The following is a 25677-nucleotide window of genomic DNA, read 5'->3' on the forward strand; positions in this document are numbered from 1 at the left end:
CATCGGCCGGACGGCCGTCAGATCATTCCCGGGCTATCGGGCGTCGCGGCCCGTCAGCGCGAGGAGCCGCACCTGGAGGGGGGCGTCCTCGGCGACCGGCACGGGCGACGCGAACAGGCCGCTGGCCTCGAGCGTGTCCTTCTGCGGGGCGAAGACCGTCCAGGTGGCGCGCACGAGCTCGTCGTCGATGCGCTCGTCCGCGCCGGTGGCGCGCGCCAGGTCCCAGCCGTGGATCACGACGTCGGACAGCTGCTCGCGGAGGTACTCGCGGGCGGGCACCCGGTCGGTGGACAGCACGACGGGGCGCTCCGGGTCGGCGGCGCCCCAGGCCTCCAGCGCCTCGCGGGAGTAGCGGCCCCACTCGGCGACGAGGTCGTCGTCCAGGTCGCGGATGAGCGGCTTCCCGGTCTCGGCGGTGTGGCCGGCGAGCAGGAGCGGCACCCACTGCTGCTCCTCGATGACGTGCGACACGAGCTCGCGGACGTCCCACTCGACGTCGGGCGTCGGGGCCGTCCAGTCGATGACCGCGCCCAGGCGGTCGGCGAAGCCGCTGTGCGCGCGGCGGAGGAGGTCGTGCCAGTCGAGGTCGGTGTCCATGGTCGCGCTCCCGTCGGTGGTGTCCCGGGGGAACGTCCGCGACGGGCGCGCGCATTCCCGGGGGATGTCCGGGGCGGCGTCCGCCCGGCCGGCGCGGGTCAGGCCGGGGGCTGCCGGGCCGCGGAGAACTGGTGGCGGGGCGCGCGGAGGGCGCGGAACGGATCCGTGCCCGCGAGCCCCTGCAGCCCCGGCGCGAGCACCCCGAGCACCCCGACGACCGCGATGAGCACGACCACGAGCCGGGGCCAGCCCGAGGCGACCGTGTGCACCACGGCCATGGGCTCCAGCAGGTTGACGCCGATGAGGAAGACGGTCGCGGAGACGGCGAGCGACATGGCCGCCCCGTCCGCGATGCCGACGATGGCGAGGATCACGAGCACCCACAGGCCGTACCAGGGGTAGACGACGGGCGACATGGCGACGATGCACGCGAAGGCGAGCGCCAGGCGCGCCTCCCCCGACAGCGTGCGCTTCGTGAGGATGCACCAGGCGGCGCCCGCGAAGCCGAGGAGGATGCCCGCGGTCTTGATCCCGCCCTCGACCGCGTCGCCCGGGCCGCCGAGCAGGTCCACCAGCGGGCCGAACGCGCCGGCGGCCAGGCCGAACGGCATGAACCACGAGACGACGGACACGGGGCTCGACAGCGCGGAGATCCAGCCGAGGCCCACGCCGAGCACCTCGCCGCCGAGCGCGAGGAGGCCCATCGCCGCGATGCCGGACGCGGTCCACGCGGCCCAGACGCGGGGATCGCGCGTGGGCGGGCGGAGGCCGGGGACGCCGCCGACCGACCCGTCGACCGCGACGCCGTCGGGCGCGCGGTCGTCGACGCGGCGGGCGCGCATCTCCGCGTGCACGATGGCGACGATCGGCAGGGCGAGCAGCGCGATCGGCTTGACGGCGATCGCGGCGGTCACCAGCAGCACCGCGAGCACGGGCCGGGAGTCGATCGCGGCGAGGATGCCGGCGACGAGCAGCCCCATCATGAGCGCGTCGTTGTGGGCCGCGACGACGAAGTTGAAGATCACGAGGGGGCTCGCGGCGAGGAACCACACGGTGCGCACCGGGTCGATGCGCCGGCGGCGGGCGATGCGGAGCCCGCACGCGACCATGAGGACGACGCCGGCGAGCGCGACCAGGCGCGCGGCGAGGACCGCCACCTCGAGCCCGACGGCCGTGTCGATCCCGCCGATGACGCGCTCGATCGCGAGGAAGAGCGGGCCGTAGGGCGCCGGGTTGTGCGCCCACAGGGGGTCGACGCCCGTGCTCCGCCAGTCGGAGAGCACCGCGGGGCCGTGCTGGTAGGGCGAGAGGCCCGCCCCGAGCACGCGACCCTGGGCGATGTACGAGTAGACGTCGCGGCTGAAGAGCGGCACGCTCACGAGGAGCGGCGCCGTCCAGAGGGCCGCGAGCCGGAGGGTGGCGCGGAGCCCGGCCGCGCCGAGGCGCGGGAGCAGGGCGCCGAGCAGGAGCCACGCGGCGATCATCATCACGCCGCCGATCACGACGGCGGCGGACGCGACGCCCGTGGCCAGGGGCGACACCCGCAGCGCGCCGATGGCCGGCAGACGCGACAGGTCCGACTCGGCGGGCGCGTGGCCGACGACGACAGACGCGCCGAGCAGCAGGAGCGACCCGGCGAGGCCGACGAGGGCCGGCAGGATCAGCGGGTGACGCCCGAGCTCGCTCGGATCCCGCCCCTCACGCCGGAGCGGACGGACGGGTCCCCCCTCGACCATGCGCGCGCTCCCGTCCGGCGGGTCAGCGACGCGCGGCGCGGGCCACGGCCCAGACCACGCCGCCCACCACGACGACGGCGCCCATACCGACGGCGACGAGGAGCAGCGGGTCCTCGTCGGCCGTGCGGCGGAGGCGACGGCGCAGGTCGGCGATGCCGTCCTTCGCGCGGCGGCGGACGTTCAGCTTCGCCTCGAGCGCGTCGAGCGTCGCGGAGATCTCCTCGCGCGTGTGCTGGATGTCGAGCTTCAGCTCGGTGCGGGAGCGGGGTCCCTGCGGGCGGGGGCGGTCAGTGGTCATACTTGCCGGTCCCCTTCACCGCGTCGACGTCCTCCTTGAGGCTGTCGACCGTCTCCTCGGGCGTCGGCGGGACGCCCTTCTTGAGCCAGCGGATGCCGAGCAGCGCCAGCACGACCGTGATGAGGAGGAAGACGCCCGCGACGATGAGCGCGGAGAGCCACGGCGAGAACGCCTCGGACAGCCCGAGGATCGCGGCGGCGACGAGCACCAGGAACGCGATGAACGCGAAGAAGAGGGCCACGACGAGGAAGCCGGCGCCGATCCCCGCGTGCTTGAGCTTGGAGACGAGCTCGTTCTTGAACGACTCGATCTCGTCCTTGATCAGCTGGACGATGAGCGTCGGCAGGTCGGCGACGAGCCGGACGAGCGAGCGCTTGCTCTTCGGATTGAGATCCTGATCCGTCATGCGGGGTTCCCTCCTGGGGATGGGCGGGCGGGTCAGCGGGTGGTGCCGGAGCCGTGGGGCTCGGGCGAGGCGGGGTCCATCGTCGGGTACTGCGAGGAGCCGCTGCTGGAGGGGGTGGAGCCGTTCGAGGAGTCCTTCTTGCCGCCGGTGACGGTGCCGACGACCTTCTTGGCGCCGCCGACGACCGCGTGCGCGACGTCGGGGGTGTGGTCCTTCACGAAGCCGGCCGCGTTGTCGACCTGGCGCTGGACCTTCGGGTCGTCCCAGACCTTCTTGGCGTTCGTGCGGATCTGCTCGTAGCGCTTGCGTCCGGCGCGGGCGCCGAGGACGTAGCCGACACCGGCTCCGGCGACGAAGAGAAGCTTGCCTTTCATGGGAGATCTCCGATCGTTGAGGGGGCACGTGCAGCACACGCCCGTTCAGCGTATCCCTCCGGCGCACCGGCGTGGTCGGGGGCGGCGGGGCCGTCGCCGACCGGCCACGGGGCCGCGACGGGGCCCGTCACCGCGCGAGGACGCGGTCGGCGGCGGCGACCGCGTCGGCCACGACGGAGGCGAGGCCGGTGCCCGCGACGGCGGATCCGGTGATCTCGAGGCCCGGGTGCTCGGCGGCCTCGTCGCGCACCGCCTGCACGCGCTCGCGGTGCCCGGAGGCGGCGAACGGGAGGGCGTTGGTCCAGCGCACGCGGGCGGATCCGGTGACGCGGCCCGCGAGGTCGACCCCGAGGAGGGCGGACGCGTCGCGCACGGCGATGGCGGTCAGCTCGTCGTCGGGGACGGCCGCGGTGTCGTCGTCGCCGCCCGCGCGCCCGTAGGAGAGGCGGAGCACGTGCCGGTCGCCCGCGAGCTCCTTCAGCCACGGCCACTTGGCGGTGGCGTGCGTGAGGGCCTTGGCGCGGATCCCCGGGGCGTCGGCGGAGACGAGCACGCCCGTGCCGCGCGGGGCCGCGTCGAGCTCGGGCGCCCGGACGACCAGCGTCACGAGCTCGACGGAGGACGGCTCGGGCCATCCGTCCGTGACGTCGCGCGGCGCGAGGCCGCCGAAGAGACGGAGGAGCCCCGCGGCGGGGATGGCGAGCACCACGCCCGCGGCGTCGATGCCGCGGCCGTCGGCGAGCTCGACGTGCCAGTCGTCGTACGCGGCGGCGCCCTCGTGCGAGCGGTGGCGGTGCACGGCCTCCACGGCGAGCGACGTGCGGACGTCGACGCCCAGCCGCTCCAGGTCGGCGACGAGCGCGTCGACGAGGAGGTGCACGCCGCCGGCGATGCCGCTCACGGCGGATCCCGCGGGCGAGGCCGCGCGCATCGACGCGACGGCCCGGCCGAGCGAGCCCTGCTCCGCGAGCCCGGCGCGGAGGCCGGGCGCGACGGCGTCGGCGTCGACCTCGTCGGGGTGGGCGCTGTGCACGCCGGAGACGATGGGGGCGACGAGGCGGTCGACGACGCGGTCGCCCATGCGCGCGCGGACGAGGCCGCCGAGCGTGCGCTCCTTGGCGCCGACGGCGGCGGGCAGCACGAGGTCGGCCTTGGCGCGGGCGACGCCGGCGCGGCCGATGGCCGTCGCGATGGTGGCGTCGAAGGGGTGCGCGGGGATCCCGAGCAGGCCCGTGCGCGGCAGCTGGATGGCGCGGTCGGCGAGCTGCACCCACGCGCCGTCCGGGTTCGGCTGCACGATGCGGTCGGCGAGGCCGAGCTCCCCGAGGTAGGCGGCGACCGTGCCGCGGCGGGTGGCGAAGCTCTCGGCGCCGCTGTCGAGGCGGAGGCCGTCGACCACGTGGGATCCGACGGTGCCGCCGAGCGCGGGCGACGCCTCCACGAGGATCACGCGCTGGCCGGCGAGCGCGCACGCGCGGGCCGCGATGAGCCCGCCGACGCCGCCGCCGACGACCACGACGTCGGTCGGGTCGACCTCGCCGGCCGCCTGCCGCGGGTCGCTAGCCACGGACGAGGTCCACGATGCGGGTGAGCACGGTCGGGTCGGTCTCGGGCGGCACGCCGTGGCCGAGGTTGAGGATGTGCGCGGGCGCCGCCTTCCCGCGCTCAAGCACGTCGCGGACGTGCGCCTCGAGGATGGGCCACGGCGCCGCCAGCAGCGCCGGGTCGACGTTGCCCTGCACGGGCACGGATCCGCCGAGCCGGCGCGACGCCTCGTCGAGCGGGATGCGCCAGTCGACGCCCACCGTGTCGACGCCCACGTCGCGCATGGCGCCGAGGAGCTCGCCCGTGCCGACGCCGAAGTGGACGAGCGGGACGGTGCGGCCGTCGGCCGCGGTGATCGTGCGCACGTGGTCGAGCGCGAGGGCGGACGCCGGGGCGACGCGCTCGGTGTAGTCGGCCAGCGAGAGGCCGCCGGCCCAGGAGTCGAAGAGCTGCGCGGCGGAGGCGCCCGCCATGACCTGCGCGTGCAGGAAGACGCCGGTGATCTCGGCGCACCAGCGCATGAGGGCGTCCCAGGCGTCGGGATCCGCGTGCATGAGGCCGCGGGCCGCGATGTGGTCCTTGCTCGGGCCGCCCTCCACGAGGTAGGCGGCGAGCGTGAACGGGGCGCCCGCGAAGCCGATGAGCGGGGTGTCGCCGAGCTCGGCGACGGTGCGCGCGACGGCCTGGCGGATGGGCTCGAGGGCGGCGGGATCCAGCGACGGCAGCGCGGCCACGTCGGCGGCGGTGCGCACGGGCTTCTCGAGCACGGGGCCGCGGCCCGCGACGATGTCGACGCCCACGCCCGCGAGCTTCAGGGGGATGACGATGTCGCTGAAGAAGATGCCCGCGTCCACGTGGTGGCGGCGCACCGGCTGCAGCGTGATCTCGCTGGCCATCTCCGGGTCGAGGCACGCGTCGAGCATGCGGGTGCCGACGCGCAGCTCGCGGTACTCGGGCAGCGACCGGCCGGCCTGGCGCATGAACCACACGGGGGCGCGCTCGCCGCGGTGGCCGCGGTACGCCTCGACGAGCAGCGACGACGCGGTGCGGGTGTTGAGCGGATGCTCCGCGGGGAGCGGGACGGCGGCGGACGCGGGCGCGGAGGACGAGGAGGAGGGCGTGATCACGGGGAAGATCATCGCATCCCCCGCCTGCGCGCCGGCTCCGCTGGGGAGGGACGCGGGCGACGGCGCGGGCCGCGCGGGCACGTAGTCAGGGTGCCCTCACCGAGCCGGCCCCGGCCCCGAGCACTCGGCCGGGAGGTTTACCATGGAGCGTGCTCATATGTCTGACGGCGAGTCATCACAACGCCAGCTTCGAGGTCCTCGAGAAGCTGTCCGTGGCCGCACCCTCCGTCGCCGGCACGCTCATGGAGCAGAACGACTTCATCGCGGGGGCCGTCGTCCTCGCCACCTGCAACCGCTTCGAGGCCTACCTCGACGTGGAGGAGCCCCTCACCGCGGCCCGCGCGCTGGCCGTCGAGGCCACGATCGACGTGGTCAGCGGCGCGAGCGGCATCGCCCGGGACGACGTCCGCGGCAGCGTCGACGTGAAGTGCGGCGACGCGGTCGCCGAGCACCTGTTCGCCGTCTCCTCGGGCCTCGAGTCCGTCGTCGTCGGCGAGGGCGAGATCGCCGGCCAGGTGCGCCGCGCGCTCGAGGGCGCGCGCACGGGCGGCACCACGAGCACGGGCCTCGAGCGCCTCTTCCAGACCGCGTCCAACACCTCCCGCGGCGTCAAGACCCGCACGGGCCTGCAGAGCGCCGGCCGCTCCATGGTCCGCCTCGCGCTCGACCTGGCCGAGAGCCGGATCGCCGACTGGTCGGCCACGCGCGTCCTCCTCGTCGGCACGGGCGCCTACGCGGGGGCGAGCCTCGCGGCCCTCCGCGACCGCGGCGTCGTCGACGTGCACGTCTACTCCCCCTCCGGCCGCGCGCGGAAGTTCGCCGGGCCGCACGGCATCCCCGCCGTCGAGGGGCGCGACCTCCTCAAGGCGCTCGCCGCGTCCGACGTCGTCGTCACCTGCAGCACCGCCCCCGCCGCCGTGCTCGCCGCGCACCACATGCAGGGCGCGGCCGCCGTCTCGGGTGACGGTCGCCGCCGCCTCGTCATCGACCTGGGCCTCCCCCGCAACGTGGATCCCGACGTCGTCACCGTCGCGGGCGTGGAGCTCCTCGACCTCGAGACCATCAGCCTCCACGCGCCGCTGCGCGACCTCACCGCCACGGACGACGCCCGCGAGATCGTCAGCACCGCCGCCGCCGAGTTCCGCGCCGCGAGCGCCGAGGACGCGGTCGCCCCCGCGGTCGTCGCGCTGCGCACCCACATCTTCGACGTGCTCGAGGGCGAGCTGGAGCGCGTCCGCAAGCGCGGCGGCTCCTCGGAGGCCACCGAGAAGGCGCTCCGCCACCTCGTGAGCGTCCTCGTGCACCAGCCGTCCGTCCGCGCCCGCGAGCTCGCCCGCCAGGGCGAGGGCGCCCGCGTGGTCGACGCCGTGCAGGCGCTCTTCGGCCTGGACGTGGAGCTGCCCGCCGCGGTCTCCTCCCCCGTCGCCGTGGCCCTGCCGCGCGCGGCCGAGGCGGGCTCGGCGTCGTGAGGCCCCGCATCCTCCGCGGCCCGCGCCTCGACGCGCCGCTCAGGATGACCGAGCCGGTGCGCACCGAGCGCCTGGTGATCCGGCCCTACACGGCCGACGACCTCGACGACTACGCCGACATCCAGCGCCGGCCCGACGTGGTCCAGTACATGTTCTGGCCCCTCCGCGACCGCGAGGCCTCCAAGCGCCACCTCGCCGGACGCCGCCGCCAGACGCGCCTCGAGCAGAGCCACGACTTCCTCGGGCTCGCCGTCGAGCTGCCGGACGAGCCCAGCCTGAACCCGCGCGCGGGATCCGGTCGCGTCATCGGCGACGTCTCCCTCCTCCTCCGCAACGCCGCATCCCGCCAGCTCGAGGTCGGCTGGGTCATGAACCCGGACTTCGCCGGGAAGGGCTACGCCACCGAGGCCAGCCGCGCCATGCTCGACATCGCCTTCCAGCGCGCGGGCGCCCACCGCGTCCTCGCGCAGCTCGACGCCCGCAACGCCTCCTCCGCGCGCATGGCCGAGCGCCTCGGCATGCGCCTGGAGGGCCGCTTCCGCGAGGAGCACCTCGTGAAGGGCGAGTGGGTCGACAGCCTGTACTACGCCGTGCTGGCCGACGAGTGGGCGGCGACGCCGCCCGCCACGACCTGACCCGCGGATCCCCGTGGACGGCGACCTGCCCGCGCTCGACCCGGTCGAGGTGCGGGGTCCCGTCCGCACGGCCCGGCTCGTGCTGCGCCCCTTCGTCCTGGACGACGTGGTCGCCCTCGAGGCCTACGCCGCCGCGCCGGGCGCTCGGGAGCACCTGGCCGGATCCGCGTCCGACCCGGAGCGCATGCTCGCCGACCGCCTCGGCTGGACCCGCCTGGCCGCGGTCGGCGACCGGCTCGCGCTGGCGGTCGAGCTGCCGGCGCTGGGTCCGCGGTCGGCGCGCGTGGTCGGCAAGGTCCACCTGCGGCTGCGCGCTCCCGGCGCCCGGCAGGCGGAGCTCGGCATCGTGCTGCACGAGGACGCCCGCGGCGCGGGCCTCGCGGCCGAGGCGGCCGACCGGGTCATCGAGCTCGCGTTCGCGGAGGCCGGCGTGCACCGCGTCGCCTGCCGGGTCGACGCCGCCGACGCCACCGCGCTCGGGCTGGCCGAGCGCCTCGGGATGCGACGGGAGGCGCTCCTCGTGCACGACCGATGGGATCACGGAGCCTGGGCCGGTACCGTGGTCGTCGCGCTGCTCGACGTGGAGTGGGCGGCTCGCAAGAGCCTCGACGGACTGTAGGAGGACCGCGTGACATCGACCCCCGACCCCGCCGGCCGACCGGTCGTCCCCGTCCTCGACGACGACGATGACGACGACCTCGACGAGCTCGACGAGCTCGACGCGGCGGATCCCCGCGTCGCCGCCGCCCGCCGCCGCACCGCCGCCGACAGGCCGCTCCGCGTGGCCGCCCTCGCGCTCATCCGCGACCGCCGCGTGCTGATGGTGCGCGTCGCGGGGCAGGACGTGCTCTACCTGCCGGGCGGGAAGATCGAGCCCGGCGAGGGGGCGCGGCAGGCGCTCGTGCGCGAGGCGTCCGAGGAGGTCGGGCTCGACATCGACCCCGCGAGCATCGAGGACCTCTTCACGGTGCTGGCCGAGGCGCACGGCGCGCACGAGGGGCGTCTCGTGAGCATGACGGTCTACCGCGCGGAGCCGCGCGCGGGGACGCGGCAGGAGCCCGTGGCGTCGGGCGAGGTGGCCGAGGTGGAGCTCGTGGGATCCGCGGACGCGGACCGCTGCCCGCCCGCCGGCCGGGAGGCCCTGGAGCGCCTCGTGGCGCTCCGGCTCATCGACTGACGGCGTCGTCCCCGGGGGCGGGGGCGTCCGCCAGCTCCGCCGTGCGCGTCGCGCGCACCTTCCGCCGCTGGTCGACGAACGCGACGATCGCGACCAGGGTCGCGATGCCGCCGGCGACGAGCGTCCCGGTCACCTCGCCGACCCCGTCGACCTGCACGGCCGCGACGAGGATCGCGATCGTGAAGGCCGCCATCACGACGCCGACCGCGAGGAGGAGCCAGGACAGGAGGCCCTTCGCGCGGGCGTCTGGGGTGCGGGTGGCCATGCGCCCATCCTCCCACGGGGAGCGCGCGGAGCACGGGGCCCCGGGCGGCTCCCGCCCGTGCGTCCGGTGGGAGCGGGGTGACGACGCGCCCGCGCAGGCGTAGCGTCGGAGACGTCCCATCCACCGAACGAAGGAGCGCGAATGAGTGCAGACGACAAGGCCCAAAACACCGGCGAGAAGCTCGCGGGGAAGGCCGAGGAGGCCTTCGGGAAGCTGACCGGCGACGACAGCAAGGTCGCCGAAGGCGAAGCGAAGCAGGCCGGGGCAAGCGCCAAGCAGGCCGGCGAGAACGTGAAGGACGTCTTCAAGAAGTAGGACTTCCGGGGGGACGTCCGTCCCGAGAGGCGAGGGGCCGGGTGCGGAGCATCCGGCCCCTCGTCATGTCCAGGGGCGGGCTGGGCCGGGCGTTGCGGCTCAGGCGGACGGGTCCGCGTCGGCCAGGGCCCGGAGCGCCCGCCGGTCGGGCTTGCCGGACGGCAGGGTCGGCATGGCGTCGATCCCGCGCACGACGGCGGATCCGGCAACACGGCCCAGCCGCGTGGCGAGCTCGCGGCGCACGCGCTCGGCGAGCACCGGATCCACGGCGCCGGGCGCGAACACGACCGGACGCTGCCCCCATCCCGCGTGCTCGCCGGGCACCGCGACGGCCTCGCCGAGCCGCGCGTCCCACGCGGCGAGCGACCGCACGGCCTCCTCCACCGCGGCGAGCCGCAGCTTCTCGCCACCGGAGATGACCACGTCGTCGAGGCGGCCGGTGATCCGCAGCACGCCGTCGACCAGCTCGCCGCCGTCGCCCGTGCGGTACCAGCGGCGCCCGTCGTGCTCGCCGAACGCGGCGTCGGTCGCGGCCGGATCCCCGAGGTAGCCCTCCGCGAGCATCGGCCCCGCGAGCTCCACCTGGCCGTCGACCACGGCGATCTCGGCCGTCGCGACCGGCACGCCGTCGTAGACGCATCCGCCCGCTGTCTCGCTGGATCCGTAGGTGCGCACCACGCGCCAGCCCAGCGCGGCCGCGCGGTCGACCAGCTGCGGCGGCGTGGCCTGGCCGCCCACGAGGATCGCGTCGAGTCGGCGCACGGCGTCGCGGACGCGCCCGCCCTCCGCGCCGACCTCCGCGGCCTCGACGAGCCTGTGCAGCTGCGTGGGCACGAGCGACGTGTAGCGGGCGACGCGCGCGTCCATCGACGCGGCGAGCTCGGCGAACGCGCGCGGGTCGAAGCTGCCGCGCGCGAGGACCGCCGGCGCCGTGCCCGCGGCTATGGAGCGCACGATCACCTGGAGGCCGGCGATGTAGTGGGTGGGCAGCGCGAGGATCCACTGCCCGGGCGCCCCGAGCGCCGTCTGCGACGCGGCCGCGCTCGCCAGCAGCGCGTCCGCCGACAGGGCCACGCGCTTGGGCCGTGAGGTGGTGCCGGACGTCTCGACCACGAGCGCGACGCGGCGCTCGACCTGAGCTGGCGGCGGCGGATCCCCGGCGGCGACGGGAGCGCCGACCGGCCGCGCGAGCAGCGCCGGCCCGTCGCCCGCGAGCGCGGCGCGGAGGAGCGGGACGACGTCGGCGCCCGTCGCGGTCAGGCGTGCGAGCGGCCTCACGGGCGCGCGGCCGCCGCGGTCAGAACTGCCACGGGAACGGCGACCAGTCGGGCGCGCGCTTCTCGAGGAAGGAGTCGCGCCCCTCGACGGCCTCGTCGGTGCCGTAGGCGAGGCGCGTGGCCTCGCCCGCGAACACCTGCTGGCCGACCATGCCGTCGTCCACGGCGTTGAAGGCGTACTTGAGCATGCGGATCGCGGTGGGCGACTTGCCGAGGATCGTCTCGGCCCAGTCGAGCGCCGTCGTCTCGAGCTCGGCGTGCGGCACGACGCGGTTCACGGCGCCCATCTCGTACATGCGCTGGGCGCTGTGCTCCTCGGCGAGGAAGAACACCTCGCGCGCGGACTTCTGGCCGACCTGCCGGGCGAAGTACGCGGATCCGTACCCGCCGTCGAACGACCCGACGTCGGCGTCGGTCTGCTTGAAGCGGCCGTGCTCGGCCGACGCGAGCGTGAGGTCGCAGACCACGTGCAGCGAGTGCCCGCCGCCCGCCGCCCAGCCCGGGACGACCGCGATGACGACCTTCGGCATGAAGCGGATCAGCCGCTGCACCTCGAGGATGTGCAGGCGTCCGGCGCGGGCCGGGTCGACGCCCTCCGCGGTCTCGCCCTCCGCGTACTTGTAGCCGTCGCGTCCGCGGATCCGCTGGTCGCCGCCGCTGCAGAACGCCCACCCGCCGTCCTTCGGGCTCGGGCCGTTGCCGGTGAGGAGCACGACGCCGATGCGCGGATCCTGGCGGGCGTCGTCGAGCGCCTGGTACAGCTCGTCGACCGTGCGCGGGCGGAAGGCGTTCCGCACCTCGGGCCGGTCGAAGGCGATGCGCGCGATCCGGCCCGTGAGGTCGTGGTGGTAGGTGATGTCGGTGAAGCCCTCCGCGAGGGGCACGTCGCGCCAGCGGGTGGGATCGTGGATGTCGGAGACCTGCTTCACCATGCGTCCAGCCTAGGCGTCGCCCCGTCGGCGGCCCGCGGGTGCGAGGCTGGATCCATGCTCCCCGCCCTGGACGACCTGCTCGCCACCGCCCGCGTCGTCGCCCTCCCCCTCCGCACGCGCTTCCGCGGCCTCGACGTGCGCGAGGCCGTGCTCTTCGAGGGCCCGCTCGGCTGGACGGAGTTCTCGCCGTTCGTCGAGTACGACGACGCGGAGTCCGCCGCCTGGCTCGCGGCCGCGGTCGACTTCGGGTGGACGGCGCCGCCCGCGCCGCTCCGCGACCACGTGCTCGTGAACGCGACCATCCCCGCGGTCGAGGCGTCGCGTGTCGCCGAGGTGCTCGCGCGGTTCCCCGGCTGCCGCACCGCCAAGGTCAAGGTCGCCGAGCGCGGCACGACGCTCGCGGACGACGTGGCGCGCGTCGCCGAGGTGCGCCGCCTTCTCGGCCCCGAGGGCCGCGTGCGCGTCGACGCGAACGCCGCGTGGAACGTCGACGAAGCCGAGCACGCGGTGCACGCCCTCGCCGAGCACGACCTCGAGTACGTGGAGCAGCCCTGCGCGAGCGTGGAGGAGCTCGCCGAGCTGCGGGAGCGGATCCGCCACCTGGGGGTGCCCGTCGCCGCGGACGAGAGCGTCCGCAAGGCCGACGACCCGCTGCGGGTCGCGCGGGCCGGCGCCGCCGACTTGCTGGTGGTCAAGGCGCAGCCGCTCGGCGGGATCCACCGCGCGCTCCGGATCACGCAGGACGCGGGCCTGCCGGTGGTGGTCTCGAGCGCCCTCGACACGAGCGTGGGCATCTCGATGGCCGCGCACCTCGCCGCCGCGATCCCCGAGCTGCCGCACGACTGCGGCCTGGGCACGGTCTCGCTCTTCGTCGAGGATGTCACGGCCGACCCGCTCGTGCCGGTCGACGGCCGGATCCCGGTGCGTCGCGTCACGCCGGATGCGCGCCTGCTCGACGCCCACGCCGCCGACGCGGACCGTCGCGCATGGTGGCTCGACCGGATCCGCCGCACGCACGCCCTGCTCGCACGCGCCTGACGCGGCGAGCCCGGCGCGGCCCGATCGGCCCGGCGCCTACAGCCCGCTGTAGGTGTGCAGGCCCTTGAAGAACACGTTCACGACGCCGAAGTTGAACATGACGGCGGAGAACCCGATGATGGCCAGCCACGCGGAGCGCGACCCGCGCCAGCCGCGCGTGGCCCGTGCGTGGATGTAACCGGCGTAGAGCACCCAGATGATGAAGGTCCAGACCTCCTTGGTGTCCCAGCCCCAGTAGCGACCCCAGGCGCGCTCGGCCCAGATGGCACCGGCCATGAGCGTGAAGGTCCAGAAGATGAAGCCCACGATGTTGAGGCGGTACGCCATCGACTCGAGCGTGACGGAGTCGGGCAGCGTCGCGAGGAAGCGCAGCTTCATGGACTGCGCGTCGGCCGCGAGCGACTCGCGCCGGAACTGCAGCAGCTGCACGCCCGAGAGCGCGAAGGCCAGGGCGAAGAAGCCCGTGCCGAGCGCGGCGACGAAGACGTGGATCACGAGCCAGTACGACTGCAGCGACGGCGGCAGCGGCGCGACCTCGACGCGGTACTGCACCACGGCGATGCCCAGCAGGATGAGGATGAGCCCGGTGACGAACGTGCCGAGGAACCGCAGGTCCCGGCGCGTGAGCACGATGAGGTAGACGCTGAGGATGAGCAGCGTGCCCGTCATGGCGAACTCGTACATGTTCGCCCACGGCACGCGCGAGGCGGCGAGGCCGCGGAGCACGGTGGCGACGGCGTGGGCGACGAAGCCGACGACGAGCAGGACCATGGCGACGTTGAGGCTGATCGACCGGCCGGCCGCCACGGGCGCGTCCGGCCCGGAGGCCACGGGCTCCCGCTCGAGGGTGGCTGTGCCGCCGCGCCGGGCGGCGGTGGCGCCGACCGCGGAGGGCTGGCGGGCCGCGGCGGTGGCCGCGTCGGCGACGAGCGCCGAGCGGCGCGCGAGATCGAGGGCGAACGCGATGAACGCGGCCGCGTAGAGCCCCATCGCGACGAGGAGCGCGATGAGGGAGACGTCGTCGAGCATGGCCGTGTTCACGAGGGGAGCCTAACTTCCGCTTCTGACATCGCGCCCGGCTCGAGGCCGGCCGCGTGCTTGTCCGCCAGGGCCGCGACCGCGGCCTCCAGCGTGGGGTCCTCGCCGCGGGCTAGTCCCGCGTACTCGAGGGTGGTGGAACCGTCCGCCTGCGGCACCGCCTTGACCCAGACGCGCCGACGCGGCACGAACAGGGACGTGAGCAGGCCGCCGAGGATGAGGATCGCGAACAGCAGGACCCAGCCCTGCGTCGGGTCGTGGTGCACGTCGAAGGAGACGAAGCGCGGCACGGAGTCGAGGCTCACGGTGCCGAGCCCGTCCGGCAGGTCGACGGTCTGGCCGGGCGCGAGCTCGATGGACTGCACGCCCGTCTTGCCGCCGGTGAGCTGCGTGAGGTTCCCGGTGTCCAGCGTGTAGACCGATGTCGGCACGCCGCCGTCGATCCCGAGGTCGCCCGTGTACACGTTGAGGGTCAGCAGCGGGTTGTCGAGGTCGGGGTACGAGGAGAAGAACGGCGCCTTCTCCGCGCCCTGCGTCGGGTAGAAGAAGCCGAGCATGCCGACCTGCTCGCGCAGGCCGTCCGGCACCTTGACCACGCCGAGCGACGTGAGCTTCGCGTCCTGCGGCAGGAACGGCACGTCGGCGCTGTAGACGCTGTTGCCGTCCGGATCCCGCACCGTCACGTGCGGCGCGTACCCGTTGCCGAGCAGGTACATGTCGGTGCCGCCGATGGCGAGCGGGTCGTTGACCTTGACCTCGCGGTCCTGCGGCTGGCCGCCGGGGACGTCGGCGGTCACGTCGGCCGTGAAGTCGAGCGGCTGGCCGATGGCGTTCGGGTTCTCCTGCTCGTACTGCACGTGCAGCGCGTTCAGCTTCACCCGGTACGGGGTGAGGGCCGAGTCGTCGAAGAAGCGGCCGGGGTTGAACGAGTCGAAGGTCGAGAGCGTGTTGACGAACGACTGGCCCTCCACGAGCACCTTCTGCCCGGAGTAGCCGAAGCCGCCGCCGATGCCGACCGTGACCAGGATCCCCACCAGCGCGGAGTGGAACACGAGGTTGCCGGTCTCGCGCAGGTAGCCCCGCTCGGCGGAGACGGAGAGCACGCCGCCCGCGGCCGACGCGTCGTCGACGAGGACCGTGCGGTACCGCTGGCGCTTGAGCAGCGCGCGGGCCTGGCGGATGGCGTCGACGGGATCCGCGGTGGTCGTGCGGGTCGTGTACCCGGCCAGGCGCGAGAGCCGCGCGGGCGTCTTGGGCGGCGCCTGGCGGAGCGCGTCGAGGTGGTGCTTGGCGCGCGGCACGACGCAGCCGATGAGGCTGATGAACAGCAGCAGGTAGATGGACGAGAACCAGACGGAGCTGTAGGTGTCGAACACCTGCAGCTTGTCGAGCACGGGATAGAGGTCCGGGTTGTCCGCGCGGAACTGGGTGACGCCGTTCGGGTCGGAGCTGCGCTGCGGCACGAGCGATCCGGGGATGGCGGCGAACGCGAGCAGCAGCAGCAGGAACAGCGCCGTGCGCATGCTCGTCAGCTGCCGCCAGAACCAGCGCAGCGTGCCGAGGAACCCGAGCTTGGGCTGCGCGATGGGCGCGCCGTCGCCGGCGGTCGGCCGCGGCGCCTGCCGCGGGGAGTCGACGTGGTCAGATGGCCGGGACATACGTGGCGATCACCCCCTGGAGCTGGAGCATCCACGCCGACCAGAGGCCCGAGACCATGAGCAGCCCGATGAGGATCAGCAGGGCTCCCCCGACGAGGTTGACGGTGCGGATGTGACGGCGGAGGAACCCGACGGTGCGCGTCATCCACCCGAGGCCGAGGGCCACGAGGAGGAACGGCACGCCGAGCCCGATGCAGTAGGCGACGCCGAGCAGCACGCCGCGGCCCGCGTCGGCCGAGGTGAGGCTCATGGAGATGACGACCGCGAGGGTCGGGCCGATGCAGGGCGCCCAGCCGATGCCGAACACGACGCCGAGCAGCGGCGCGCCCGCCAGCCCGGTCGCCGGACGCCACGAGCTCTTCACCTGGCGCTGCAGGAAGCCGAGCCGGCCGGTGAAGACGAGCCCCATGACGATGAGGACGACCCCGAGGATCCGGGTGATGAGGCCCTGCCAGCGCATCAGCCAGAACCCGGCCGTGGCCGAGACGAGCGTGGTGACGATGAAGACGGCGGAGAAGCCGAGGACGAAGAGCGCGGTGCCGAGGAGCAGGCGACGCCGCGTCGCGGATCCGCCCTTCGCCTCGGCCATGCCGCCGATGTACCCGAGGTAGCCGGGCACGAGCGGCAGCACGCACGGCGACGCGAACGAGACCAGGCCCGCGAGCAGGGCCAGCGGCACCGCGACGAGGAGCTGGCCGGAGAGGGCGCTCTGGATCTGGTCCACCTAGCCCGCCGGCTCCGCGACGGTGTCGGAGACGAGCGTGCGGAGCACGCCGGGGTCGATCTGCCCGAGCACGCGGGACGCGACGCGGCCCTGCCGGTCGAGCACGATGGTGGCGGGCACGGCGTTCGGCGCGATGGTGCCGGCGAACGCGAGCTGCATGGAGGTGTCCTCGACGTCGAGGACGGACGGGTAGGTGATGCCGTAGGTGCGGTCGAACGAGTCGACGTTCGGCGCCCGGTCGCGCGTGTTCACGCCGAGGAACTTCACGCCGTCGGGCGCGTGCTCCTCGCTGGCGGCCTGCAGGTCCTTGGCCTCGAGGCGGCAGGGCGGGCATTCGGCGTACCAGAAGTTGACGACGGTGACGGAGCCGCGGTAGTCGGCGGACGAGATCTCCGTGCCGTCGGCGAGCGTGCCCGAGAAGTCGACGGGCGCGTCGCGGTCGGCGAGCGGGACCTCCGTGAAGGTGCCGTCGCCGGCGATGTAGCGCTCGTTGTTGCCGCTGCGGTACTGGGCGGCCAGCGGATCCTCCGTGCATCCGGCGAGGACGACGGCGGCGAGCGCCGCGGTCGCGGCGACTCCGAGCAGGCGACGCGGGCGGCGGACGCGGGGCATCACACGGCCCCCTCGTCGACCGCGAGGTCGGACAGGCCGGCTGCCGCGTCGATGTAGCCGGTCTCGACGAAGCGGTCGCCGACGCGCTCCACCGTGGTGATGCTCGACAGCGCGCAGCGGCGCTGGCGCGGGTCGTGGAAGAGGCGCTCGCCCGCGAGGGAGAGGTGCACCATCCAGATGGGCAGCTGGTGGGTGACGATGACGACGTCGCCGTCGGGCACCGAGCGGTGCGCGGCCTTCACGGCCTCCGCCATGCGCGCGGCGATGGAGCGGTAGGACTCACCCCAGCTCGGCCGGATGGGGTCGACGACGAGCGGCCAGAGCCTCGGGGAGCGCGCGAGGCGCGCGGGCGAGGGGAAGCGGGATCCCTCGAAGCGGTTGGTGGGCTCGATGACCCGCTCGTCGGTGGTGACCTCGAGGGCGAAGCGCTCGGCCCACGGAGCGGCGGACTCCTGCGCGCGCTGCAGCGGGGAGGCGATCACGCGGTTGACGGGAGCGCCCTCCTCCTCCAGCGCGCGGGCGGCGGCGTCGGCCATGCGGTGGCCGAGGTCGGAGAGGCCGTATCCCGGGATGCGTCCGTAGAGGACTCCGTGCGGGTTGTGCACCTCGCCGTGACGGACGAGATGGATTCGTGAGGCGACCACGCGACAAGTGTAGGTGGCGTGCAGATGTACAACCGCCGAGCAGCGAACGCAACCCCATGCGCTAACCGTTCGTCCCCAATACGATCGAGGACACAGGTGCGGAGCGGCCCCTCGGATCGGTCCGCACCCGAACATTACGCACGTATGCGAACGTTTGGGCCCCAAACGAATTGCACGCTAACTTAGGTGCTCGAGGTCGTGATCCGGCCTCGCGGCGGACTCCCGGAGACAACGGGGATCCGCCCGAGACCCCCGTCGACCGGACGCGGGCCCGCATGACGATGCCGTCCGGGACGGCGCGGAAGGAACGGGCACCATGACGATGACACCGACCAGGCCCACGGCCACCGACAGCACCAGCACCGACTCCTCCCTCGACCAGGTCGAGGCCGTCGGTCCGGTCGATCCGTACGCGGACTCCGACCTCCCCGAGCCCTCGCTCGTGACCCCCGGCGCCAGCACCGACGCCGTCAAGGACTACCTGCGCCAGATCGGCCGCGTGCCGCTGCTCACCGCCGAGCAGGAGGTGACGGTCGCCCGCCGCATCGAGGTGGGCGTCCTCTCCCAGGAGGTGCTCGACACCCGCACCGACCTGACGCCCGGCGAGCGCCGCGAGTACCAGACGCTCGCCCAGGACGGGATGCGCGCCAAGCAGCACCTCGTGAACGCGAACCTCCGCCTCGTCGTGAGCATCGCCAAGCGCTACACGGGCCGCGGCCTGCCGTTCCTCGACCTCATCCAGGAGGGCAACATGGGCCTCGTGCGGGCGGTGGAGAAGTTCGACTACCAGGCCGGGTTCAAGTTCTCGACCTACGCGTCGTGGTGGATCAAGCAGTCGATCACCCGCGGCATGGCCGACACGAGCCGCACCATCCGGATCCCCGTGCACACCGTCGAGCACATCAACCGCATCAACGCGGTGCAGCGCGAGCTCGCGGTCGAGCTCGGCCGCGACCCCTCCATGGAGGAGATCGCGCGCGAGTCGGACACGCCCGTCACCAAGGTGCGCTACCTGCTCGACCGCGCGCAGGAGCCCATGTCCCTGCAGGTCCTCGTGGGCGGCAGCGGCGGCGACGGCGACACCGAGATGGCCGACCTCATCGAGGACGCCGACGTGACCCAGCCCATCGACGTCGTGACGCAGCAGCTCATGGCCGCGCACGTCACGCGCCTCATCGACGGGCTCGCCGAGCGCGACGCCGAGGTCGTGCGGATGCGCTTCGGCCTCGCCGGCCTCGAGCCGCGGTCGCTCGCGTTCGTCAGCCAGCAGCTCGGCGTGACGCGCGAGCGCGTGCGCCAGATCGAGAAGAAGGTGCTCGCCAAGCTCCGCATCCCGGAGCTGGAGACGTACATCCGCGGCTGATCCGCCGCATCCGGGAGGGGCCGTCCGCGCATGTCGCGGGCGGCCCCTCCTGTCGTGCGCGGGCGCTCGAGCGCCCCCAGGGCCCGTGATCCTGCGGATCCGCTCAGAACTGGGCCCACTAGCCATTAGTGCGCATACAGTCGAGGTCCACCCGGAACGGGCGGCGTCGCGACGCGCATCCACGTCGGCGACGACAGCATGCGGCTCGACGACGAGCCGCGAGGAGGAGGAGCCATGGCTCTCACGCAGACCGCACCCGGTCGGACCGACATCCCCGGCATCAGCTGGTCCCCCGTCGCTGCAGGACTCTGGGTCGCCCGCCGCGGCGACGAGTTCGCCGGCATGAGCGAGGAGCGGTGGGGCGTGGGCTTCCACGTCACCGACCGCCTCGGACGCGACGTGGGCGACTTCCGCACGCTGCAGGAGGCGCGCGGCGCGCTGGGCTGAGCCGACCGCCCCGCTCGTCCGGCAGGCGCCAGCACCTCCGGGCGGCGCGCGCACCGACCCAACGACCGCGCGCGAGCGGGCCTAGGGTCGAGCAGGTGCCTTCCTCCGAGATCCGCCCCACCGCATCCGCCCCCGACGACCGCGCCGACGGCTTCGTGCGCGTGCGGGGCGCGTCGGAGAACACGCTCCGCGAAGTGGACGTCGACATCCCGCGCGACCGCATCGTCGCGTTCACGGGGGTCTCCGGATCCGGCAAGTCGTCGCTCGCGTTCGGCACCGTCTACGCGGAGGCGCAGCGCCGCTTCTTCGAGTCGGTGGCGCCGTACGCGCGCCGCCTCATCCGGCAGGAGCAGACGCCGCACGTCGAGAGCATCACGGGCCTGCCGCCCGCGGTCGCCCTCCAGCAGCGGCGCGGTGCGCCCAGCACGCGCTCGACCGTCGGCACCGTGACCACGCTCTCCAACTCGCTGCGCATGCTCCTGTCGCGCGCGGGCACGTATCCGGCGGGCCAGGGCAGGCTCGACTCCGACGCCTTCTCCCCCAACACCGCCGCGGGCGCGTGCCCGGTCTGCCATGGGCTCGGCGTCGCGCACACGGTGACCGAGGACTCGCTCGTGCCGGATCCGTCGCTCTCGATCCGCGAGGGCGCCATCGCCGCGTGGCCCGGCGCCTGGCAGGGCAAGAACCTGCGCGACATCGTGATCGCGCTCGGGTACGACGTGGACGTGCCGTGGCGCGAGCTGCCGAAGGAGGCCAGGGACTGGATCCTGTTCACCGAGGAGCAGCCGGTGGTGCAGATCACGCCGCAGCGGGACCGCGTGGCGAAGCCGTACAACGGGCGGTTCTGGAGCGCGCGTTCCTACGTGCTGCACACGCTCGCCGACTCCGCGAGCCCGCGGCTCCGCGAGGCGGCGCTCGCGCACATGGTCTCGGGCACGTGCGAGCGGTGCGGCGGCAGCGGGCTCACGCCCGAGGCGCTGTCCGTGACCTTCGCCGGCCGCAGCATCGCCGAGCTCAACGCGCTCACGCTCGCCGACCTCGCCGACGCCATCGCACCGGCGAAGGGCATGGGCGAGGTGGCCGTGACGATCACGACCGACCTCGTCGCGCGCCTCGCCGTGCTCGTGGACCTCGGGCTCGGGTACCTCAGCCTCGGCCGCGTCACGACGACGCTGTCGCCCGGCGAGATGCAGCGGCTCCGGCTCGCCACGCAGCTGCGGTCGGGCCTGTTCGGCGTCGTCTACGTGCTCGACGAGCCGTCGGCGGGGCTGCACCCGGCCGACGCCGAGCCACTCCTCGAGGTGCTCGAGCAGCTGCGCGACTCCGGCAACTCGGTGTTCGTCGTCGAGCACGACATGGACGTCGTGCGGCGGGCCGACTGGATCGTGGACGTGGGCCCGGGCGCGGGGCAGGCGGGCGGATCCGTCCTCTACTCCGGTCCCGTCGCCGGCCTCCGCGAGGTGGAGGCCTCCGCGACCAGGCCGCACCTCTTCCCCGACCTCGCGCCGCCGCGCGCCGCGCGGACGCCGCGGACGCCCACCGGGAGCATCCGGGCCACGGGCGTGACGCTGCACAACCTCGTCGACCTCGACGTGGAGATCCCGCTCGGCGTGATGGTCGCGGTGACGGGCGTCTCCGGATCCGGCAAGTCGACGCTCGTGAGCCGCGTGCTGCCTGACCTGCTGCGCGCCTCCCTCGCGCCCGACCGCGTGGTGGTCGAGCCCACAGACGACGCGGACGGCGACGACGACGCCTCCGGCCCCGCACGCATCGCCCGGGTCGAGGGCGCCGACGCGGTCGACCGGCTCGTGTCGGTGGACCAGCGCCCGATCGGCCGCACGCCGCGCTCGACGCTCGCCACCTACACCGGCCTCTTCGACGCGGTCCGCCGCACGTACGCGGCCACCGACGAGGCGCGCGCCCGCGGCTACGGCGCCGGCCGGTTCTCGTTCAACGTCGCGGGCGGGCGGTGCGAGACGTGCCAGGGCGAGGGATCCGTGACCGTCGAGCTCCTCTTCCTGCCCGGCTCCTACGGCCCGTGCCCCACGTGCCACGGCGCCCGGTACGAGCCGGCGACCCTCGAGATCGAGTACCGCGGACGCTCCATCGCGGACGTGCTGGCCATGACGGTGGACGAGGCGCACGGCTTCCTCCACGACGTGCCGCTCGCCGCGCGCGCGCTCGCGACGCTGCGGGACGTGGGCCTCGGCTACCTGCGGCTCGGCCAGCCGGCGACCGAGCTGTCGGGCGGCGAGGCGCAGCGGATCAAGCTGGCCACCGAGCTGCAGCGCGCGCCCCGCGGCCACACCCTCTACCTGCTCGACGAGCCGACCACGGGGCTGCACCCCGCCGACGTCGTGCTGCTGCTCCGCCAGCTGCAGGGGCTCGTCGACGCGGGGAACACGGTCGTGGTGGTGGAGCACGAGATGGACGTGGTGGCGGACGCCGACCGGGTCATCGACCTCGGGCCGTCGGGTGGCGACCAGGGCGGGCGGATCGTCGCGCAGGGCACGCCGCGCGAGGTCGCGGACACCGCCGGGAGCCGCACGGCGCCGTACCTCGCCCGGCGTCTCGACGCGTCCTGATGGGGTCCCGTGCGTCGGCGCGGGCGCAGCGCGACGTGGGTAGTCTGACGTCCAGCGTCCGCGCCCCGCGCGCGTCCGACGCGCATCGGCATCCCGCACCTCCCCAAGGAGCACCACGTGACTGACTCGACCGGAACACCCTCCACGCCCGCGGGCTGGTACGCGGACCCCGCCGGATCCGACCGCCTGCGCTGGTGGGACGGCACGCGCTGGACCGACCACCTGACGGACGCGCCGCCCGCTGCCGCGTCGACGACGGGCTCGACGGCCGGATCCGGGGAGCGGCCCGCCGAGGCGGCACCCGCGACCGCGTCGTCGGCGCCGTACGTGCCGCCGGCCGGGCCGCAGCCCGCGTACGGACAGCAGCCGCACGCGCAGCAGCCCTACTCCCAGCAGCCCTACTCCCAGGCCGGCTACGCCCAGCAGGCCTACGCGGCCCCCGCTCCGCTGCCGACGGTCGCCGCGTCCACGTCGCCGTTCACCTGGGCGATCTGGGTGCTCGCGGCGCTGCCGGTGATCTCCCTCCTCATCGCGCTCAACGTCGACTACCGCGCCGCGCTCGACATGAGCCCGCGCGGGCCGAGTCCCGAGGCCGCCGTCGCGTCCGCGCTCAGCAGCCTCGTCCAGTTCCTGGTGTGGGCCGGCACGGTCGTCCTCGCCTACTTCGACTGGCGCGACCTGGGCCGCCGCGGCATCGCCAAGCCCTTCCACTGGGCGTGGGCGTTCATCCCCGTCGCCGGCGGGGTCTACCTGATCGGCCGGTCGATCATCGTCCGCCGCCGCATCGAGGGCGCCCCCGGCGCCGCGCTGTCGCCCATCTGGCTGTGGGTCGGGCTCAACGTCATCGTCATGTTCGTCGCGATCGTCAAGGGCGTCGAGGCCGCGACCTCGATGATGCAGCGGTACGGCACCTTCGGGTACTGATCCCCGCGCACCACCCGCTCCACCCGCACGACCTGCGCCCCGGTCGGCGCCTCCCCTCAGACGAAGCGGATGCGCTGCCCGGGGCGCAGCTGCGCGGCGAGGCGGACGTCGTCGCGCGCCACCACGCCGATCACCGGGTAGCCGCCCGTCATCGGGTGGTCGGCGAGGAAGAGGATCGGCCGCCCCGACGGCGGGACCTGGAGCGCGCCCGTGACGACGCCCTCGCTGGGGAGCTCGCCCGGGATCCGGCGCTCGAGCGGCTTGCCGTCGAGGCGCACGCCCACGCGGTCGGCCTCCGCCGTGACCTCCCACGGGCGGTCGAGGAGCGCGGCCCAGGATCCGTCGGCGAACCAGTCGAGGCGCGGGCCGGGCGAGACGCGGAGGACCACCTCGCCGCCAGCGGGGGCCGACACGGCGAGCGAGTCGACGGGCGGCACGGGACCCGCTGGCGCGGATCCGACGGGCAGCGCGTCGCCCACCGCGACGGGCGCCGGTCCCACGCGCGAGAGCAGGTCGGTGGCGCGCGAGCCGAGGACGGGCGCGACGTCGACTCCGCCGCGGACGGCGAGGTACCAGCGGATCCCCGCCGCGGCCGCGCCGATCTCCAGCGAGTCGCCCGCGTCGAGCAAGAGCGCCGCCGACCAGGGCGCGGGCCGCGTCTCCCGGCCCGCCGTGCGCATGAGGGGGCCGACGGCGCCGGTCACCGCGACCCACACCGCGGCCGTCGCGCGCAGCACGGCGCCGCCGAGCACGATCTCGAGGCCGGCCGTGCCCGGCGCGTTGCCGACGAGGAGGTTCGCGTCGGCGAGGGCACGCGGATCCAGCGCGCCGGACGGGGAGACGCCGATGCCGCCGTGACCGGGTCGGCCCGCGTCCTGCACGAGCATCAGCGGGCCGGTGCGCTCGACCACGAGCGCGGGGGCGGCGGGGACGGACGCGCGGCGGCCGCGGCGGACGGCCGGCTCGCCGGTCACGCCGTCACCTCGCGGAAGCGCACGGCGGATCCGGGCTGGAGGAGCGCCGCGGGCTCGCGCGCCGGATCCCACAGCACGGCGTTCGTGGTGCCGATGAGCTGCCAGCCGCCCGGCGAGGCCCGCGGGTAGATGCCGCTGAACTCCCCGGCGAGCGCCACGGCACCCGCCGGGACGCGCGGCCGCGGCGACGTGCGGCGCGGCACCTCGAGGCCGGGCACCCCCGCGAGGTAGCCGAAGCCGGGCGCGAAGCCGCCGAACGCGACGGTCCAGGTGCCGGAGGTGTGCCGCTCGACGACCTCGCGCACGCCGACGCCGAGGAGCGCGGCGACGTCCGCGAGGTCCTCGCCGTCGTAGACCACGTCGATCTCCACGGGCTCGCCGCCGCGGGCACCGGCCTCGTCGGCGGGCCGCGCGGCGAGCGCCCAGGAGCGGGCGGCGGCGAGCGGGAGCACGTGCGGATCCACCGTGACGAGGATGCTGCGCGCGCCCGGCACGACGTCGACGACGCCCGGGGGCCGCGTCGCGTCGAGCACGGGCTGGAGGCGGAGGACCTCGTCGAGCGAGTCGAGGTCGAGCATGACGGCGGCGTCGCCGCACGGCAGGAGCCGGAGTGTCACAGCGCGAGCCGCTGCGCCGGCGTCGTGGAACGGGGCCGCCGGGCGGCCTCGTCCTGGTCGGGCACCGGCCGGATCGCCACGCCCGCCGCCTCGAGGGCGTCGCGCACCGCGCGGGCCAGCCCGACGGCGCCCGGGGTGTCGCTGTGCAGGCAGAGGGAGTCGGGGTCGAGCCGCACGACGGATCCGTCGATCGCGACCACCGTGCCCTCCGTCGCCATGCGCACCGAGCGGGCCGCGACCTCGGCCGGGTCGTGGATCACCGCGCCCTCCTGCCGCCGGGACACGAGCGCGCCCTCGGGCGTGTACGCGCGGTCGGTGAACGCCTCGACGCGCGTCGGCAACCCCGCCGCGGCGGCCAGCCGCAGGATCTCGGAGCCGGGGAGGCCCAGCACGGGGAGCGTCGGATCCAGCGCCACGACCGCGTCGACCACGGCCTGCGCCTGGACCGGGTCATGGGCGATGCGGTTGTAGAGGGCGCCGTGCGGCTTGATGTAGGAGACGCGCGCGCCGACCGTCCGGGCCATCCCCGAGACCGCCGCGAGCTGGTAGAGCACGTCGCCCGTGAGCTCGGCGGGCGAGGCGTCGAGGTCACGGCGGCCGAAGCCCGCGAGGTCGCGGTAGGCGACGTGCGCGCCGACCGCGACGCCGTTCCGGGCGGCGCGCTCGAGCGCGTGCAGCATGACGAGCGGATCCCCCGCGTGGAACCCGCAGGCCACGTTGGCGCTCGAGACGACGTCGAGCATGTCGTCGTCGTCGCCGAGGGTCCAGCGGCCGAAGGACTCGGCGAGGTCGCTGTTGAGGTCGATCTGCATGGCGTCTCCCCTGCACCGGGCGCGGCCGCCGCGCTCCGCGGGGCCGTCCGCACCAGGCTAGGCGGCCCGCGGGGCGACCGGCCCGACA

General features: G+C 74.7%; 28 protein-coding genes. 10 read left to right on the forward strand and 18 right to left on the reverse strand.

Annotated features, from left to right (window positions below):
• Nucleotides 1-33: 33 nt before the first annotated feature.
• The 7 genes from ACMT9T_RS07405 to hemE form a co-directional block, all read right to left on the reverse strand.
• Complete coding sequence (locus ACMT9T_RS07405; RefSeq protein ID WP_414744940.1) at nucleotides 34-597, reverse strand: TIGR03086 family metal-binding protein; 564 nt, start codon at nucleotides 595-597, stop codon at nucleotides 34-36.
• Between the two features lie 98 nt (nucleotides 598-695).
• Nucleotides 696-2333: a polyprenol phosphomannose-dependent alpha 1,6 mannosyltransferase MptB gene (mptB, locus tag ACMT9T_RS07410; protein WP_414744941.1), complete on the reverse strand. Its 1638-nt coding sequence runs from the start codon at nucleotides 2331-2333 to the stop codon at nucleotides 696-698.
• Between the two features lie 22 nt (nucleotides 2334-2355).
• On the reverse strand, nucleotides 2356-2631 hold the full coding sequence (locus ACMT9T_RS07415) for a DUF3618 domain-containing protein (RefSeq protein WP_414744942.1): 276 nt from the start codon (nucleotides 2629-2631) through the stop codon (nucleotides 2356-2358).
• Nucleotides 2621-3037 (reverse strand): phage holin family protein, encoded by a 417-nt coding sequence (locus ACMT9T_RS07420; RefSeq protein ID WP_086515234.1) that lies wholly within the window; start codon nucleotides 3035-3037, stop codon nucleotides 2621-2623. Before ACMT9T_RS07420 ends, ACMT9T_RS07415 begins: the two co-directional genes overlap by 11 nt.
• A 32-nt stretch (nucleotides 3038-3069) precedes the next feature.
• A complete protein-coding gene (locus ACMT9T_RS07425; RefSeq protein WP_116053218.1) occupies nucleotides 3070-3411 on the reverse strand; it encodes a YtxH domain-containing protein in 342 nt (113 codons plus the stop codon).
• 127 nt (nucleotides 3412-3538) lie between these two features.
• Nucleotides 3539-4978: a protoporphyrinogen oxidase gene (hemG, locus tag ACMT9T_RS07430; RefSeq protein ID WP_414744943.1), complete on the reverse strand. Its 1440-nt coding sequence runs from the start codon at nucleotides 4976-4978 to the stop codon at nucleotides 3539-3541.
• On the reverse strand, nucleotides 4971-6095 hold the full coding sequence (gene hemE, locus ACMT9T_RS07435; protein ID WP_414745865.1) for a uroporphyrinogen decarboxylase: 1125 nt from the start codon (nucleotides 6093-6095) through the stop codon (nucleotides 4971-4973). Before hemE ends, hemG begins: the two co-directional genes overlap by 8 nt.
• A gap of 137 nt (nucleotides 6096-6232) precedes the next feature.
• Here hemE and ACMT9T_RS07440 point away from each other — a divergent pair, with 137 nt between their 5' ends.
• The 4 genes from ACMT9T_RS07440 to ACMT9T_RS07455 are packed head-to-tail and all read left to right on the forward strand — an operon-like array spanning nucleotide 6233 to nucleotide 9364.
• Nucleotides 6233-7552 carry a glutamyl-tRNA reductase gene (locus ACMT9T_RS07440; protein WP_414744944.1) on the forward strand — a complete coding sequence of 440 codons (1320 nt, stop codon included), beginning with the start codon at nucleotides 6233-6235 and terminating at the stop codon, nucleotides 7550-7552.
• Entirely contained in the window at nucleotides 7549-8187 is a 639-nt protein-coding gene (locus ACMT9T_RS07445) for a GNAT family N-acetyltransferase (protein ID WP_414744945.1), read from the forward strand. The genes ACMT9T_RS07440 and ACMT9T_RS07445 overlap by 4 nt, the downstream gene beginning before the upstream one ends.
• A 13-nt stretch (nucleotides 8188-8200) precedes the next feature.
• The gene (locus tag ACMT9T_RS07450; protein WP_414744946.1) at nucleotides 8201-8806 is read left to right on the forward strand and encodes a GNAT family N-acetyltransferase; all 606 of its coding nucleotides are present in this window, start codon (nucleotides 8201-8203) and stop codon (nucleotides 8804-8806) included.
• 9 nt (nucleotides 8807-8815) lie between these two features.
• Entirely contained in the window at nucleotides 8816-9364 is a 549-nt protein-coding gene (locus tag ACMT9T_RS07455; protein WP_414744947.1) for an NUDIX hydrolase, read from the forward strand.
• Here the strand turns inward: ACMT9T_RS07455 and ACMT9T_RS07460 are convergent.
• Entirely contained in the window at nucleotides 9354-9629 is a 276-nt protein-coding gene (locus ACMT9T_RS07460) for a hypothetical protein (protein WP_414744948.1), read from the reverse strand. The two genes, ACMT9T_RS07455 and ACMT9T_RS07460, sit on opposite strands and share 11 nt — an antisense overlap.
• A 141-nt stretch (nucleotides 9630-9770) precedes the next feature.
• Here ACMT9T_RS07460 and ACMT9T_RS07465 point away from each other — a divergent pair, with 141 nt between their 5' ends.
• Entirely contained in the window at nucleotides 9771-9944 is a 174-nt protein-coding gene (locus ACMT9T_RS07465; RefSeq protein WP_015489305.1) for a CsbD family protein, read from the forward strand.
• 99 nt (nucleotides 9945-10043) lie between these two features.
• On the opposite strand, the gene ACMT9T_RS07470 is transcribed toward ACMT9T_RS07465, so the two are convergent.
• Entirely contained in the window at nucleotides 10044-11222 is a 1179-nt protein-coding gene (locus ACMT9T_RS07470; RefSeq protein WP_414744949.1) for an AMP-binding protein, read from the reverse strand.
• A 19-nt stretch (nucleotides 11223-11241) separates the two neighbouring features.
• Nucleotides 11242-12153, reverse strand: a complete 912-nt coding sequence (locus tag ACMT9T_RS07475; RefSeq protein WP_414744950.1) for a 1,4-dihydroxy-2-naphthoyl-CoA synthase — start codon at nucleotides 12151-12153, stop codon at nucleotides 11242-11244.
• 54 nt (nucleotides 12154-12207) lie between these two features.
• Between ACMT9T_RS07475 and ACMT9T_RS07480 the strand changes: the two genes are divergently transcribed.
• Entirely contained in the window at nucleotides 12208-13191 is a 984-nt protein-coding gene (locus ACMT9T_RS07480; protein WP_414744951.1) for an o-succinylbenzoate synthase, read from the forward strand.
• A gap of 36 nt (nucleotides 13192-13227) precedes the next feature.
• On the opposite strand, the gene ccsB is transcribed toward ACMT9T_RS07480, so the two are convergent.
• Genes ccsB through ACMT9T_RS07505 form a run of 5 tightly spaced genes read right to left on the reverse strand, consistent with a single transcriptional unit; the run spans nucleotide 13228 to nucleotide 17867 of the window.
• Entirely contained in the window at nucleotides 13228-14232 is a 1005-nt protein-coding gene (ccsB, locus tag ACMT9T_RS07485) for a c-type cytochrome biogenesis protein CcsB (RefSeq protein ID WP_414744952.1), read from the reverse strand.
• Nucleotides 14229-15887 (reverse strand): cytochrome c biogenesis protein ResB, encoded by a 1659-nt coding sequence (gene resB / locus ACMT9T_RS07490; protein ID WP_414744953.1) that lies wholly within the window; start codon nucleotides 15885-15887, stop codon nucleotides 14229-14231. Before resB ends, ccsB begins: the two co-directional genes overlap by 4 nt.
• On the reverse strand, nucleotides 15871-16611 hold the full coding sequence (locus tag ACMT9T_RS07495; protein ID WP_414744954.1) for a cytochrome c biogenesis CcdA family protein: 741 nt from the start codon (nucleotides 16609-16611) through the stop codon (nucleotides 15871-15873). Before ACMT9T_RS07495 ends, resB begins: the two co-directional genes overlap by 17 nt.
• Nucleotides 16612-17223, reverse strand: coding sequence for a TlpA family protein disulfide reductase (locus ACMT9T_RS07500; protein ID WP_414744955.1), 612 nt, complete (start codon nucleotides 17221-17223; stop codon nucleotides 16612-16614).
• Nucleotides 17223-17867 carry a histidine phosphatase family protein gene (locus tag ACMT9T_RS07505; RefSeq protein WP_414744956.1) on the reverse strand — a complete coding sequence of 215 codons (645 nt, stop codon included), beginning with the start codon at nucleotides 17865-17867 and terminating at the stop codon, nucleotides 17223-17225. Before ACMT9T_RS07505 ends, ACMT9T_RS07500 begins: the two co-directional genes overlap by 1 nt.
• A gap of 316 nt (nucleotides 17868-18183) precedes the next feature.
• On the opposite strand from ACMT9T_RS07505, the gene ACMT9T_RS07510 reads away from it, so the two are divergent.
• The 4 genes from ACMT9T_RS07510 to ACMT9T_RS07525 all read left to right on the forward strand — a co-directional run bounded on the left by ACMT9T_RS07510 (nucleotide 18184) and on the right by ACMT9T_RS07525 (nucleotide 23186).
• Nucleotides 18184-19230 (forward strand): sigma-70 family RNA polymerase sigma factor, encoded by a 1047-nt coding sequence (locus tag ACMT9T_RS07510; RefSeq protein ID WP_414744957.1) that lies wholly within the window; start codon nucleotides 18184-18186, stop codon nucleotides 19228-19230.
• Nucleotides 19231-19464: 234 nt separating this feature from the next.
• Entirely contained in the window at nucleotides 19465-19677 is a 213-nt protein-coding gene (locus tag ACMT9T_RS07515; RefSeq protein ID WP_414744958.1) for a hypothetical protein, read from the forward strand.
• Nucleotides 19678-19772: 95 nt separating this feature from the next.
• The gene (locus ACMT9T_RS07520; protein WP_414744959.1) at nucleotides 19773-22262 is read left to right on the forward strand and encodes an excinuclease ABC subunit UvrA; all 2490 of its coding nucleotides are present in this window, start codon (nucleotides 19773-19775) and stop codon (nucleotides 22260-22262) included.
• A 117-nt stretch (nucleotides 22263-22379) separates the two neighbouring features.
• Nucleotides 22380-23186, forward strand: coding sequence for a DUF2510 domain-containing protein (locus ACMT9T_RS07525; RefSeq protein WP_414744960.1), 807 nt, complete (start codon nucleotides 22380-22382; stop codon nucleotides 23184-23186).
• A 56-nt stretch (nucleotides 23187-23242) separates the two neighbouring features.
• Here the strand turns inward: ACMT9T_RS07525 and ACMT9T_RS07530 are convergent, their stop codons facing one another.
• The 3 genes from ACMT9T_RS07530 to ACMT9T_RS07540 are packed head-to-tail and all read right to left on the reverse strand — an operon-like array spanning nucleotide 23243 to nucleotide 25589.
• Nucleotides 23243-24160, reverse strand: a complete 918-nt coding sequence (locus ACMT9T_RS07530; protein WP_414744961.1) for a 5-oxoprolinase subunit C family protein — start codon at nucleotides 24158-24160, stop codon at nucleotides 23243-23245.
• Nucleotides 24157-24777, reverse strand: coding sequence for a 5-oxoprolinase subunit B family protein (locus ACMT9T_RS07535; protein WP_414744962.1), 621 nt, complete (start codon nucleotides 24775-24777; stop codon nucleotides 24157-24159). Before ACMT9T_RS07535 ends, ACMT9T_RS07530 begins: the two co-directional genes overlap by 4 nt.
• Complete coding sequence (locus ACMT9T_RS07540) at nucleotides 24774-25589, reverse strand: LamB/YcsF family protein (RefSeq protein WP_414744963.1); 816 nt, start codon at nucleotides 25587-25589, stop codon at nucleotides 24774-24776. The genes ACMT9T_RS07535 and ACMT9T_RS07540 overlap by 4 nt, the downstream gene beginning before the upstream one ends.
• Nucleotides 25590-25677: the final 88 nt, after the last annotated feature.

The organism is Clavibacter vidaverae (genome assembly GCF_047529985.1).
Classification (GTDB): Bacteria; Actinomycetota; Actinomycetes; order Actinomycetales; family Microbacteriaceae; genus Clavibacter; species Clavibacter nebraskensis_A.